This is a genomic window from Peribacillus suis (assembly GCF_059384845.1).
This window is the reverse complement of record NZ_CM182019.1, coordinates 99,993-113,425: the sequence shown is the minus strand read 5'-3', so window position 1 is coordinate 113,425 and position 13,433 is coordinate 99,993. Positions and strand designations below refer to the sequence as shown.

At 42.7% G+C, this 13,433-nt stretch carries 12 protein-coding genes and 1 other annotated feature; all 12 genes read right to left on the bottom strand.

From position 1 onward, the window contains the following. Positions 1–67 precede the first annotated feature (67 nt). The 12 genes from AC503W_RS00595 to clpC all read right to left on the bottom strand — a co-directional run bounded on the left by AC503W_RS00595 (position 68) and on the right by clpC (position 13,362). Positions 68–577, bottom strand: coding sequence for an NYN domain-containing protein (locus AC503W_RS00595; protein ID WP_494915679.1), 510 nt, complete (start codon positions 575–577; stop codon positions 68–70). A gap of 4 nt (positions 578–581) precedes the next feature. Continuing rightward, entirely contained in the window at positions 582–1,325 is a 744-nt protein-coding gene (gene rlmB, locus AC503W_RS00590; protein ID WP_402875738.1) for a 23S rRNA (guanosine(2251)-2'-O)-methyltransferase RlmB, read from the bottom strand. Positions 1,326–1,328: 3 nt separating this feature from the next. Beyond that, positions 1,329–1,745, bottom strand: coding sequence for a Mini-ribonuclease 3 (locus AC503W_RS00585; RefSeq protein WP_402875740.1), 417 nt, complete (start codon positions 1,743–1,745; stop codon positions 1,329–1,331). Between the two features lie 3 nt (positions 1,746–1,748). Then, on the bottom strand, positions 1,749–3,149 hold the full coding sequence (gene cysS / locus AC503W_RS00580; RefSeq protein WP_427689049.1) for a cysteine--tRNA ligase: 1,401 nt from the start codon (positions 3,147–3,149) through the stop codon (positions 1,749–1,751). 2 nt (positions 3,150–3,151) lie between these two features. Next, positions 3,152–3,802: a serine O-acetyltransferase gene (gene cysE / locus AC503W_RS00575; RefSeq protein ID WP_402875743.1), complete on the bottom strand. Its 651-nt coding sequence runs from the start codon at positions 3,800–3,802 to the stop codon at positions 3,152–3,154. A gap of 77 nt (positions 3,803–3,879) precedes the next feature. Continuing rightward, positions 3,880–4,124: a binding site (T-box leader), on the bottom strand. A gap of 48 nt (positions 4,125–4,172) precedes the next feature. After that, positions 4,173–5,624 carry a glutamate--tRNA ligase gene (gltX, locus tag AC503W_RS00570; protein WP_402875745.1) on the bottom strand — a complete coding sequence of 484 codons (1,452 nt, stop codon included), beginning with the start codon at positions 5,622–5,624 and terminating at the stop codon, positions 4,173–4,175. A gap of 88 nt (positions 5,625–5,712) precedes the next feature. Further along, positions 5,713–6,192 (bottom strand): 2-C-methyl-D-erythritol 2,4-cyclodiphosphate synthase, encoded by a 480-nt coding sequence (ispF, locus tag AC503W_RS00565; RefSeq protein ID WP_402875747.1) that lies wholly within the window; start codon positions 6,190–6,192, stop codon positions 5,713–5,715. 17 nt (positions 6,193–6,209) lie between these two features. Beyond that, positions 6,210–6,896 carry a 2-C-methyl-D-erythritol 4-phosphate cytidylyltransferase gene (ispD, locus tag AC503W_RS00560; RefSeq protein ID WP_427689047.1) on the bottom strand — a complete coding sequence of 229 codons (687 nt, stop codon included), beginning with the start codon at positions 6,894–6,896 and terminating at the stop codon, positions 6,210–6,212. Between the two features lie 21 nt (positions 6,897–6,917). Continuing rightward, entirely contained in the window at positions 6,918–8,015 is a 1,098-nt protein-coding gene (locus AC503W_RS00555) for a PIN/TRAM domain-containing protein (RefSeq protein WP_402875750.1), read from the bottom strand. A 230-nt stretch (positions 8,016–8,245) separates the two neighbouring features. Continuing rightward, a complete protein-coding gene (gene disA / locus AC503W_RS00550; protein WP_402875752.1) occupies positions 8,246–9,319 on the bottom strand; it encodes a DNA integrity scanning diadenylate cyclase DisA in 1,074 nt (357 codons plus the stop codon). Between the two features lie 2 nt (positions 9,320–9,321). Beyond that, complete coding sequence (gene radA, locus AC503W_RS00545; protein WP_403125376.1) at positions 9,322–10,710, bottom strand: DNA repair protein RadA; 1,389 nt, start codon at positions 10,708–10,710, stop codon at positions 9,322–9,324. A 210-nt stretch (positions 10,711–10,920) separates the two neighbouring features. Then, positions 10,921–13,362, bottom strand: coding sequence for an ATP-dependent protease ATP-binding subunit ClpC (gene clpC, locus AC503W_RS00540; RefSeq protein ID WP_402875756.1), 2,442 nt, complete (start codon positions 13,360–13,362; stop codon positions 10,921–10,923). Positions 13,363–13,433: the final 71 nt, after the last annotated feature.

Sequence of the window (13,433 nt, the reverse complement as noted above, 5' to 3'; positions counted from 1 at the left end):
ATTATATCCCCCTGACCTGACTCAGATAGAAATATTATACAGCAGGTAAAAAATACCCGTCAATGGTTCAAATTTTCCCCCGACGCCATTTTTCGAATATTTCAGCTACTTCTTCACTTAAAGGGATTTTAGCCGTAGGTTTTATCGCCGCTGTTTTTTGGACATCTTTTTTAATTTCTCCCTGAATTTCCTCCATATCCATTAGCAGTTCACGGGCAGATTTCCTTAGGGCCCCTTGGCCAAAGATGACCCATTGCTCCGTAAAATCTGAAGTAGCCACTTGAATCTGCGTTTTGATATTATTCAGTTCAATTGCCATCTTTTCTATTCTCTCATCGGCTGTTTCATTTTCTTTCGTGAAAATTACGTCGACTTTATGATTCTTGAAAATACGGGCTATTCCCTGGACATATTGGGCATCGAATACGACAATGACCCGGGACCCAGTAAACGCCTGATATTCCGCCATCATTTCTATCAGTCTGTCTCTTGCTGCAGCAAGGTCTCTTTCTTTCAATTCTCTCAGTTCCGGCCAGGCTCCAATAATGTTGTAACCGTCCACTAACAGAATATTCATCTCATTATTGCCCTAGAGGGTTTCTTTTTCTGTAGACCTCATACATCAATAAACCTGCTGCCACCGATGCATTTAATGATGTTACTTTCCCGGCCATAGGAAGACGAATTAGAAAATCACATTTTTCTTTCATTAACCGTGCCATTCCCTTGCCTTCACTTCCAATAACAAGGCCAATAGGCATATTCCCGTCCATGTTCCGGTAATCATCGCTACCTTTCGCATCGGTACCCACAATCCAGACACCGCGTTCTTTTAACTCTTCGACTGCTCTTGCCAAATTCGTGACCCGTGCAACCGGAATATACTCAATGGCCCCTGTCGATGCTTTCGCAACCGTTGCCGTTAAACCAACTGCTCTACGCTTTGGAATGATGATTCCGTGAGCTCCGACCGCATCCGCTGTTCTCATGATTGACCCTAGATTATGTGGATCTTCTACTTCATCCAGAATCATGAAGAAGGGAGCCTCATCCCGTTCAGCCGCTTTGGCAAATAAATCGTCCAACTCTACATAATCGTAAGCTGCGACTTGCGCTACGACTCCTTGATGGATACCTTCTACCATTTGGTCTATTTTTTTCTTAGGTACGATTTGTACGAATACCTTTTTTTCTTTTGCAAGTCCGATTAGCGGAAGCATGGACCCTTTCTGTGAGCCCTCTGATATCCAAATTTTATTAATATCCCGTTCGGAGCGAAGTGCTTCCAAGACGGGGTTTCTTCCAATGATAAATTCTTCACTCATGGGTTATTTCCCCTTTTCTTCTTCAATGAATTGAATTGATTTTTCAACAAGGTCTTCCATTCTTTCTATTCGGCCGGATAAATACAGAAAGCCCATAAGCGCCTCAAAGGCAGTGCTATACCGATACGTTTGCACATCTGTATTCTTCGGAACCGACCCGGACTTCGCATTACGACCTCTACGGACGACAGCGGTCTCTTCTTCTGATAACCAACCTGACTCTAGAAAAAAGTGAATGATTTTGCTCTGCGCTTTAGCCGATACAAAAGATGTCGCTTTTTTATGAAGCAGATTAGGCTTAACTGCCCCGTTTTGAATAAGGTGATGCCGTATGTAGGTTTCGTATACGGCATCTCCCATATAGGCTAGAGCAAGACTATTTAACATTTTTTCGTCTACCTTATTATCATATTGAAGCATCTGTTACCCTCTTTTCCATCTTGTACCTTGAGGGGTATCCTCTAATATAATGTTCATGTTCTTTAGACGATCACGAATCTCATCAGACAACCCAAAGTTACGGTCTTTCCTAGCTTGAATCCTTTGTTGAATTAAACTCTCGATTTCCTCGTCCAATAATCCCTCTTCCTCTTCAAGGGAAAAGCCCAGGACGGAGAGTAGATTTTGGAATTTACCAAGAAAAGCTTTAATGACTTCCTGGTTAGTATTCTTCTCCATCAAGTAATAATTCGCTTGCTTAGACAGTTCAAAAAGAATGGATATCGCGTTCGCCGTATTGAAATCATCGTCCATTTCCTTAATGAATTGTTCGTGTAGTTCATCGATTTTCTGCAACCATACATCATTATTTTCTGTTAACCCATCGCTTACTTGAAGGCGATGTTTCAGGTTTTGATAGGATGTTTTCAAGCGATCGAGAGCAGCCGTTACATTTTCAAGCACTTCTTCACTATAATTGATTGGATGACGATAATGTACGGATAACATGAAGAAACGCAATACTTGTGGGTCATACTTCTGTATGATGTCATGAACAAGAATAAAATTGCCTAATGACTTCGACATTTTTTCATTATCAATATTGATGTATCCATTGTGCATCCAATAATTCGCAAAGGATTTTCCCGTTAACGCCTCGGATTGTGCAATTTCATTTTCATGATGGGGAAAAGCTAAATCCTGACCGCCTGCATGGATATCAATCGTATCACCAAGGTACTTCTTAACCATCGCTGAGCATTCTATATGCCAGCCGGGGCGCCCCATCCCCCATGGGCTTTCCCAAGAAATTTCGCCAGCCTTCGCCGCTTTCCAGAGGGCAAAGTCAAGCGCATCCTGCTTCTTCTCGCCGACTTCAATACGAGCTCCGACCCGCAGTTCATCAATGGACTGATGAGACAACTTCCCATACCCATCGAATTTACGAGTGCGAAAATACACATCCCCTTCAGATTCATACGCATAACCTTTTTCAATCAACGTCGAAATGAATTCAATGATTGTATCCATGTTTTCCATTACGGTTGGATGTTCATCCGCTTTTTTGCAACCTAGAGCAGAAACATCTTCAAAATACGCTTGAATAAAACGCTCTGAGATGGTTGGGACATCCTCCCCTAGTTCTTTGGCAGCTCGAATTAGCTTATCATCAACATCCGTGAAATTCGAAACGAAATGCACATCGTATCCTCTATACTCCAAGTATCTTCTCACGGTATCGAATACGATTGCTGGCCTAGCATTCCCAATATGAATGTAGTTATAGACTGTAGGCCCGCATACATACATTTTCACTTTTCCTTCTTCCATCGGTACGAAGGTTTCCTTCTGTCTAGTCGCTGTGTTATATATTTTTATTGCCATTTTTATAAACTCCTTTCTTCCTGCTTCCATTTTGCTAACTCTGTTTTCAAAGCATGAATTTCCCTATCCATTTCCTTTAGACGGTCAGCAATTGGATCAGGAAGATCTGAATGATTAAAATCTTTCTTGATTTTTATGCCATCTTGAATGACGACTTTCCCAGGAATGCCGACAACGGTTGAATTAGCGGGCACTTCCTTTAAAACGACCGAGCCTGCACCAATTTTGGAATTTTCACCGACGGTAATCGAGCCAAGCACTTTGGCTCCCGTGGCAATCAATACGTTATCTTTTATCGTAGGATGACGTTTGCCTTTTTCCTTTCCCGTCCCTCCAAGTGTCACTCCTTGAAAGACAGAGACATTGTCACCAATCTCGCATGTCTCGCCAATGACAATCCCCATCCCATGATCGATGAAGAAACGACGACCTATTGTAGCCCCGGGGTGAATCTCAACCCCGGTAAAAAACCGACTGATTTGTGATACACTTCTGGCCAGGAAAAAGAACTTTTTCTTGTATAGTACATGAGCCATCCGATGACTCCATATTGCATGCAACCCTGCATACGTTAAAATAACTTCTAAATAGCTACGCGCTGCAGGATCCTGTTCAAAAACCACTTCAATATCCTCTTTAAACATCTTTAACATGATGATTCCCCCCTATGCTATATCCTTTTAGTCATCCCTTATTTTAAAGCATATAAAAAAGCGCCTCTGTCCAAATAGACAGAGACGCTTTGAAGCGCGGTTCCACTCTGTTTGGAATGAATAGCAGGACCAAAGGCCAACTTGTTCCATTCCCAACTTTTATCCTGTAACGGAGGACATTCCGCCTATGCCTACTAGAGGTTAGTTCAGCAAAGGACTCAAGGGTGCATTTCGGAAAACGAGAGGCTTGAACCATTTTCAGCAGGTTATGGTTCTCTCTAATAAGCTTCGTTTACTTACTTCTCCCTATCTACGCGTTCTTTTGTAAGATTATTAATTACTATATTACATTTTTGTCTAATTGTTAATATTAAATACTTAGAATGCGTTGTTTAATTTTTTCTTTGCCCAGTAGGGAAATCGCTTTTGGTAGGTCAGGACCATGAGTTTGACCAGTCACCGCCGCACGGATTGGCATGAATAACTTTTTACCCTTATGTCCTGTGCTTTTTTGTACCGCTTTGATCGATTTCTTGATTTCGTCAGCTTTAAATTCCTCAAGCCCTTCTATTTCTTTAAGGAAGGCTTCCATGACTTCAGGTACTTGTTCCTCCGCTAGGACTTCTTTCGCTTCAGGCTCATATTCAAGATCATCTTTGAAGAATAGTTCGGAAAGTTCAACGATTTCCGCCCCATAACTCATCTGTTCTTGATAAAGAGAAACTAGACCACGCACCCACTCTTCTTCTTCCGGAGAACGTGTTTCAGAAATCTTGCCGGCCTTCACTAGGTGAGGGATGGACAATTGCACTGCACGTTCCTCATCCAATTGCTTCACATACTGATTATTCATCCAAGTGAGTTTTTGCTTATCGAATAGGGCCGGTGATTTAGATAGACGGTCCGCTTCGAAAAGTTTAATGAACTCTTCCTTAGGGAAGATCTCTTCCTCGCCGCCTGGTGACCATCCAAGTAAAGCAATGAAGTTGAATAAAGCTTCAGGCAAGTAACCCAACTCTTCATATTGTTCGATGAATTGGATAATTGATTCATCACGCTTACTTAATTTTTTCCGGCTTTCATTGACGATCAACGTCATGTGTCCGAACACAGGAGGCTCCCACCCGAATGCTTCATAAATCATTAATTGCTTAGGTGTATTAGAAATATGGTCATCACCGCGAAGTACATGCGAAATCTTCATTAGGTGGTCATCGACCGCTACCGCAAAGTTATACGTCGGGATTCCATCTTTTTTGATAATGACAAAATCGCCAAAGCCATCCGTCTCAAATGAAACATCATCCTTAACCATATCTTTGAAAGTAAGGACTCTGCCCGAAGGAACGGCGAATCGAATACTCGGTTTTCTGCCTTCAGCCTCTAGTTTTGCTTGATCTTCCGCTGTTAAATGACGACACTTACCGGAATACTTGGGTGTTTCGTTCCTTTCAACCTGTCCTTCACGTTCTGCTTCAAGCTCTTCTTCCGTACAATAGCATTTATAAGCCAACCCTTTGTCAAGAAGCTCTTGGTACAACCCTTGATAAATGTCGTTCCGCTCTGATTGACGATACGGTGCGAACTCCCCGCCAATATCAACGCCTTCATCCCAATCCATTCCAAGCCATTTTAAATACTTCAGTTGGCTTTCTTCGCCGCCCTCTATATTTCTTTTTTTGTCAGTATCTTCAATGCGGATAATGAATTTTCCACCATTATGACGTGCATACAGATAATTAAATAAAGCAGTCCTCGCATTTCCTATATGTAAATGTCCAGTCGGACTTGGTGCATAGCGAACTCGAATATCGCTGTTCATGATATATATAGACCTCCCAGTCTCTCTTTTCTTCGTTCTATTTTACCATTTAACCTCAAGGGAATAAAGGTTTCCACCTAAACGACAATCAGTTAGTTTTAACCAACAAGACAACAGCCTGTGCTGCGATTCCCTCGCTTCTGCCCGTGAATCCAAGTTTCTCGGTCGTAGTCGCCTTCACATTGATTTGATCCACTGAAGCATCTAAAAGCTCTGCTATCCTTACACGCATTTCTTCAATATACGGCGCCATTTTAGGGCTTTGGGCAATAATTGTACAGTCTGCATTACCCAACTCATAACCTTCTTTTTTGACGATTGCCCAAATATACTGCAATAACTTAGCGGAATCAGCATCCTTAAATTCCGGATCGGTATCCGGAAAATGCTTGCCGATATCACCTGCACCAATTGCACCCAAACAAGCATCTGCAACCGTATGTAGCAATACATCAGCATCTGAATGCCCAAGTAACCCTTTCTCATGCGGGATTGTTATCCCTCCAATTATTAAAGGCCTACCTTCAACTAGCTGATGTACGTCATATCCCTGGCCAATTCGAAACATCTCATTCTCCCCTATCTTCACTTTTCAAGTTGTTGTTTATGTAAAATCGCGTCCGCAAAATATAAATCTTCCTGAGTCGTAATCTTAATATTATCATAATTGCCTTCAATAATGACTACCTGTTCATCGATCCGTTCTAGCAAGCTTGAATCATCCGTACCTAAATACGACTCCGCTTCCGCTTTTTCATGGGCGTTAATTAATATGGATGCACGAAAAGCTTGTGGTGTCTGTACCGCCCACAAGCTTGATCGTTCCACTGTTTCCGTGACTGACCTGTCATTTGCTTTTTTAATCGTATCCTTTACGGGGACTGCAATGATGGCTCCACCATGGAGACTGGCTGCGGACGTTAATTCACTAATTTGCTCTTGGTCGATAAAAGGACGTGCCCCGTCATGGACTAGAATTATCTCTTCCCTCACATACTTCAATGCATTATGGACGCTCTGTTGACGTTCCTTACCACCTTCAACGAGTTTCTTGACCTTCTTAAATCCGAAGGAAGCCACCATTTCCTTGAAGTAATCCTCTTCTGTTGGGTTTATCGAAAGGAAAATACCCCGGCAGTTTGGATCCTCTTCAAAGACACGAAGGGTGTAGACAATGATCGGGGTACCCGATAGTTCAATAAAAAGCTTGTTCTTGCCGGCCTTCATTCTCTTTCCTTGTCCGGCTGCAGGTATCACTACTTCATAAAACATAACGGTTTCTCCTACTCTTCTTTATAATGCTTTTTCTAATAGTTTAGGTTTAGCAAAGATCATCCGACCCGCTGATGTTTGAAGAACGCTTGTCACAAGGACATCAATACGTTTTCCAATATAATCGCGTCCGCCTTCGACAACGATCATCGTCCCATCATCCAAATAGGCAACACCTTGATTTTGCTCTTTCCCATCCTTAATCACCTGTACATTCATTTCTTCCCCGGGTAGTACGACGGGTTTTACGGCGTTCGCTAAGTCATTTATATTGAGGACCGCTACATTTTGGAACTCGCATACTTTATTTAAATTGAAATCATTAGTGACCACCATGCCACCTGAAATCTTGGCAAGCTTCACTAATTTACTATCGACTTCCTGGATGTCTTCGAAATCCCCTTCGTACATCTCCACTTTAATCGGAAGGTCTCTTTGAATCCTATTCAGGATATCCAAGCCCCTTCGACCCCGGTTTCTTTTCAAGGCATCAGAGGAATCCGCAATGTGTTGAAGCTCATTTAATACAAACTGAGGTATCACAATGGTTCCTTCGAGGAAGCCGGTCTGACAAATATCCGCAATTCTCCCATCAATGATAACGCTTGTATCGAGGATCTTCAACCGTTTGCTGTAGCCTTCCTCATCCTCTTCGGCCATTTCCCCGTCAGAGGCTTTTTTCTTATTGTTTTTGGAGAAAAGATTCAGCAGTTCATCACGCTTTTTAAAACCGACCTGAAATCCAAGGTATCCAAATAAAAGCGTAAGAATAATAGGCACGACTGTATTTAAAATGGGGACTCGAATCGCACTGAAGGCTGACCCTACTAAAAACGCCGCAAGCAGGCCAACTAAAAGGCCCACACTTCCAAAAATTATATCGGTAATTGGAAACTTAACCAGTTGTTCTTCTGACCACTTCATAAAATAGACCACATGATCTACTGCCCAAAAAGTAATAAGATAAAAGATAATAGCACCCAACAGTACACTAACATAAGGATTGTTTAATAAAGCAATATCATCTGCATGGACAACACTTAATAATTCAGGAATAAGTAGCATACCAAGTGTCCCACCAATTATTAAGAAACATGCCTGTATAATGCGTTTTAACATTCCCTTTCACCTCCCTCTTCTCATTATTGACCAATCCAAAAAAAATGAAACCATTGAAAATTCGTTTTCACTATATATCAAGAAATTCCCTGAAGGACTCCTGTGATGTATCCATATTGTCCCTTCTCTTTATCGTAATTTTAGCCTAGCATCCTGGGTTTTGGGTGTCAAAAATAAACACTATTCAATTTCAAGCTAAAATAGGAAAATTTAGAAAGTGGTGGATCGCTTTACATCCTTCGATTAGTGACAAGTTGATTTTTTAATATCCGAAGACCCTCTCTAATTTTATTCGCACGAACTTCCCCAATTCCTTCCACTTCATCAAGTTGCTCAACCGTCGCCTTATTGATTTCTTTAAAGCAATCAAATTGTTTCACTAGATTATCGATGATCAGACCTGGTAATCGGGGGATTTTATGAAGGATTCGGTACCCCCTGGCATGGACAGGGGCATCTACATGAATATGACCCTGGTACCCCAGTATCTTCAGCAGGATGCTCTCATCTAGCTTTTCCTGCATGGCAAGTTCCTGAAGGCGAAGAATGGTTTCCTCCGGATTATCTTCCTTATTGGACGAGTAATCTTTGATAAGCCATTTTCCTTCTGTTTCGATATCTGCTAATATCTCATTCATCTGCAGGCGAATCAGCCTACCTTCTGTACCCAGTTCATTGAGGTATGTCAGTAACTCCGCTTTGATTCGAAGAACCATCACGTACCGGTGGAACACTTGCAAAAGATCCTCGTACGTTACTATTTCCTCGAATTCGAGGGCTCCCAATACCGAAATGCTCTGCTGTAGCACGACCTTATACTTTTCCAGGGTCTGGATGGCCAGATTGGCTTTCGCGAGGATGACTCCTATATCTTTAAGGGCATATCGAAAATTCCCCTGGTATAGGGTGATAACAGTCCTCCGCTGAGAAATGGCAATCACTAATGATTTCGTCTCCCTCGCTACCCTTTCCGCTGTTCGATGCCTCATGCCGGTCTCTGTAGATGGCGCACTATTATCCGGGACCAATTGTGCATTGGCAAAAATGATTTTGTCGGCCTTCTCGTTCAAAATGATGGCTCCATCCATTTTTGCCAACTCATATAATGTACTTGGGGTACAGGCACAGTTAATTTGGAAACCACCATCCACAATCGCTCGTACCTTTTCGTTGTACCCCACAACAATCAATCCACCCGTATTCGCCCTTAATACATTTTCAATTCCTTCTCGAAGAGGTGTGCCTGGGGCCACAATTTGCAAAATCTCCAACTTTGTTTTCTCATACCCTTTTTTCTCTGTCATCCTTAACCCCCTAGCGTATGGTGAAGCGCCTCAGAAACTGATGAAACCCCAATGATTTTGATGCCTTTTGGAGCAGTCCAGCCACCTATATTATTGGCTGGGATGATGACCCGTTCAAATCCGAGCTTCGCTGCCTCCTGAACTCGTTGTTCAATCCGGGAGACCCTTCTAACTTCCCCCGTCAACCCCACTTCACCAATAATGCAATCAGCTGGATTCGTGGACTTGTCACGGAAACTTGATGCAATACTAATGGCAACTGCCAGATCTATGGCTGGTTCATCCAATTTAACGCCCCCCGCGACTTTTAGGTACGCATCTTGGTTTTGCAGGAGCAAACCGACTCTCTTTTCTAAAACTGCCATTAAAAGTGAAACTCGGTTATGGTCAATTCCAGTGGCCATTCTCCTTGGGTTTCCGAAACTAGTCGGTGATATCAGGGCTTGTATTTCGACAAGTACTGGTCTTGTCCCCTCCATCGAGGCGACAACGGTCGATCCTGAAGCACCTTGGGAACGCTCCTCAAGGAAGATTTCCGATGGATTCGCCACTTCTTCCAAACCATGTTCCTTCATCTCAAAAATGCCCATTTCATTTGTCGAACCGAATCGATTCTTGACTGCACGGATTATCCGATATGTATGGTGTCTTTCTCCCTCAAAATATAAAACGGTATCCACCATATGTTCAAGCAGACGAGGTCCGGCAATCGCCCCTTCTTTTGTAACATGTCCCACGATAAAAATGGCAATTCCATTGGTCTTGGCAATGCGCATTAAAGAAGATGTACATTCCCTCACTTGGGAAACGCTTCCCGGGGCTGAAGTCACTTCCGAATGGTACACGGTTTGAATGGAATCAATGATGACCAGGTCTGGCTTTACCTCTTGGATGGCCTGCTGGATATAGTCCATATCGGTCTCGGCATACACCAATAAGTTCTCCGACATCGCTCCTAACCGATCCGCTCTTAACTTCGTTTGTTTGATGGATTCTTCCCCAGAAATATATAATACTTTCTTCTGTTTATGAGCTAATTGTGCAGACACTTGCAAAAGGAGTGTTGATTTGCCTATCCCCGGGTCTCCGCCGATCAATACAAGTGATCCTTGGACAATACCACCGCCAAGTGCACGATTCAATTCTGCCAAATCCGTCGTAATGCGTGGTTCTTTGTCCGACTGAATGGTTGTGATGGGTGTCGCCTTCTCACGCTCTGCAGATCCCCTCACTTCTGAATGGGTAAATGCTCCCTTTCGAGCTGGCTTAACAATCTCCGTCTCTTCAACCATCTTGTTCCATTCCCCGCATCCAGGGCATTTTCCCATCCATTTTGCTGACTCATACCCACAAGATTGACACATGAATTTCGTTTTCTTTTTTGCTGCCATAGTAACTCCTCTTTCTCATAATACTCATGTAAAAGATATTATATATTGGTTTTATTTAATCCTTCTTATTTAAAGTTATTAAGAAATTTATTTTTACTCTCTATTCGATTCATCTTATAGAGTAGTTCCTCTAGGTACAATTTCGTCATGAATAAAAACAGAGGTACACTGCTGAGAAATCTGAGTGTACCTCGAAGTTAAAGAATGACTTTATTCACTTATGTTGACGGGATCGCCATTTCTGATCGCAAATTTATTGTCCACGACATCCATCACGACCGTTTGCCCTTTTTGCACATTTCCTTTGAGCAGTTCTTCAGATAGGTAATCTTCGACATGTTTTTGTAGTGCCCTGCGAATTGGACGTGCCCCATATTCCGGATCGTATCCTTCAGATGCTACTTTTTCTCTAGCTGCATCTGTAAGCTCTAAGAAAATTTCCTGTTCCTTCAAACGGGAGATGAGCTGATTGGACATCAACGTAACGATTTGTTTCAAATGATCCTTTTCTAATGAATGGAAGACGATCGTCTCATCAATACGATTCAGGAATTCTGGACGGAAGGCACGTTTTAATTCTTCCATCACTTTCCCTTTCATATTTTTGTAGTCTTGACCAGTGTCCTGAATATTGAAGCCTACATACTTATCAGTCTTCAATGCAGAAGCTCCGACATTCGATGTCATAATCAGAATCGTGTTCCTGAAATCCACAGTACGGCCTTTTGAATCCGTCAATCTTCCGTCTTCAAGGACCTGTAGAAGAATGTTGAATACATCTGGATGTGCCTTTTCAATTTCATCAAGTAGAACGACGGAGTATGGCTTTCTACGTACTTTTTCAGTCAGTTGTCCGCCCTCCTCATATCCCACATAGCCTGGAGGAGAACCAACTAGGCGTGAAGTTGAATGTTTCTCCATATATTCCGACATGTCGATACGGATCATGGCATCTTCATCACCGAACATGGATTCAGCCAATGCACGACCAAGTTCCGTTTTACCGACTCCTGTTGGCCCTAGGAAGATGAATGAGCCGATTGGACGTTTAGGATCCTTCAGCCCCGCTCTTGCACGTCGTACTGCTTTGGAAACGGCTATAACAGCCTCTTCCTGACCAATTACACGATCATGGAGAATAGATTCCATATTTAGAAGTTTATCTGACTCCGTTTGTGCCAATTTAGTAACCGGGACTCCAGTCCAGCTGGATACGACATGTGCGATGTCTTCCACCGTCACTTCACTATTTTCTTGCCCTTGTTTCTCTTTCCACGTTTTCTTTGTTTCTTCCAATTGTTCTCTTAAGCGTTGCTCCGTATCACGAAGCGATGCAGCTTTTTCAAACTCCTGGCTTTGAACGGAAGCGTCCTTTTCTTTCCGGACTTCATCTAATTTCACTTCAAGTTCTTTTAAGTTTGGAGGTGTAGTATATGAACGCAACCGGACTTTCGAACCTGCTTCATCAATTAAATCGATTGCTTTATCCGGAAGGAAACGGTCGGAAATATATCGATCAGATAACTTAACAGCCGCATCGATAGCCTCATCAGTGATTGATACACGGTGATGGGCTTCATACCGGTCACGTAACCCTTTAAGAATTTGAATGGACTCTTCTGTTGTTGGTTCATCCACTTGGATGGGTTGGAAGCGGCGTTCGAGTGCAGCATCCTTTTCGATATATTTACGGTACTCATCCAATGTGGTTGCACCGATACATTGCAGTTCACCACGGGCCAATGATGGCTTAAGGATATTAGATGCATCGATGGCACCTTCCGCCCCACCAGCACCAATCAATGTATGCAATTCATCAATAAACAAGATGATATTTCCTGCTTGACGGATTTCGTCCATCACTTTCTTTAATCGATCCTCGAATTCACCACGGTATTTCGTCCCCGCTACGACCGTCCCCATATCAAGTGTCATGACACGTTTATCACGTAGGATTTCAGGAACCTCATTATTGATGATTTGCTGTGCTAGGCCTTCAGCAATAGCAGTTTTACCCACCCCTGGCTCACCAATTAATACAGGGTTATTCTTTGTGCGTCTGCTCAACACTTCGATGACACGCTGAATTTCCTTGCCTCTACCAATGACAGGGTCCAAGCTGTCTTCACGAGCGATGGCCGTTAAATCACGAGCAAGACTATCAAGGGTTGGAGTGCTTGCATTAGAGGCGGTTGAACCTTGATGTCCACCTGACTCATTGCTACCTAATAGTTGTAATACTTGCTGTCTTGCTTTATTTAAACTGACGCCAAGGTTATTTAACACACGGGCTGCTACACCTTCTCCTTCTCGAATAAGTCCAAGGAGTACATGTTCTGTGCCTACATATGAATGACCTAATTTCCTTGCTTCATCCATGGATAGTTCAATGACTTTCTTCGCTCTTGGCGTATAATGAATCGTTTGGGCTTTGTCCTGGCCACGGCCGATTAAGTTTTCCACTTCTTTCTGGATCTTTTCCGCACCTAATCCGAGAGCGTATAATGCTTTGGCTGCAATACCGTCTCCCTCGCGAACTAAACCTAAAAGGATGTGCTCCGTACCAATATTATTATGACCTAACCGGATAGCTTCTTCTTGGGCTAATGCTAATACTTTCTGGGCTCTTTCAGTAAAACGACCAAACATCATAGGGAATTCCTCCTTTAGAATTTTCGTTTTGAATAAAGCTTTTGACTCTGCATAAAATCTTGCAGATGCTT

Bases quoted from the DNA above. Each gene is read 5' to 3' on its own strand.
- AC503W_RS00595 (WP_494915679.1), bottom strand. From the start codon at position 577: ATGAATATTCTGTTAGTGGACGGTTACAACATTATTGGAGCCTGGCCG.
- rlmB (WP_402875738.1), bottom strand. From the start codon at position 1,325: ATGAGTGAAGAATTTATCATTGGAAGAAACCCCGTCTTGGAAGCACTT.
- AC503W_RS00585 (WP_402875740.1), bottom strand. From the start codon at position 1,745: ATGCTTCAATATGATAATAAGGTAGACGAAAAAATGTTAAATAGTCTT.
- cysS (WP_427689049.1), bottom strand. From the start codon at position 3,149: ATGGCAATAAAAATATATAACACAGCGACTAGACAGAAGGAAACCTTC.
- cysE (WP_402875743.1), bottom strand. From the start codon at position 3,802: ATGTTAAAGATGTTTAAAGAGGATATTGAAGTGGTTTTTGAACAGGAT.
- gltX (WP_402875745.1), bottom strand. From the start codon at position 5,624: ATGAACAGCGATATTCGAGTTCGCTATGCACCAAGTCCGACTGGACAT.
- ispF (WP_402875747.1), bottom strand. From the start codon at position 6,192: ATGTTTCGAATTGGCCAGGGATATGACGTACATCAGCTAGTTGAAGGT.
- ispD (WP_427689047.1), bottom strand. From the start codon at position 6,896: ATGTTTTATGAAGTAGTGATACCTGCAGCCGGACAAGGAAAGAGAATG.
- AC503W_RS00555 (WP_402875750.1), bottom strand. From the start codon at position 8,015: ATGTTAAAACGCATTATACAGGCATGTTTCTTAATAATTGGTGGGACA.
- disA (WP_402875752.1), bottom strand. From the start codon at position 9,319: ATGACAGAGAAAAAAGGGTATGAGAAAACAAAGTTGGAGATTTTGCAA.
- radA (WP_403125376.1), bottom strand. From the start codon at position 10,710: ATGGCAGCAAAAAAGAAAACGAAATTCATGTGTCAATCTTGTGGGTAT.
- clpC (WP_402875756.1), bottom strand. From the start codon at position 13,362: ATGATGTTTGGTCGTTTTACTGAAAGAGCCCAGAAAGTATTAGCATTA.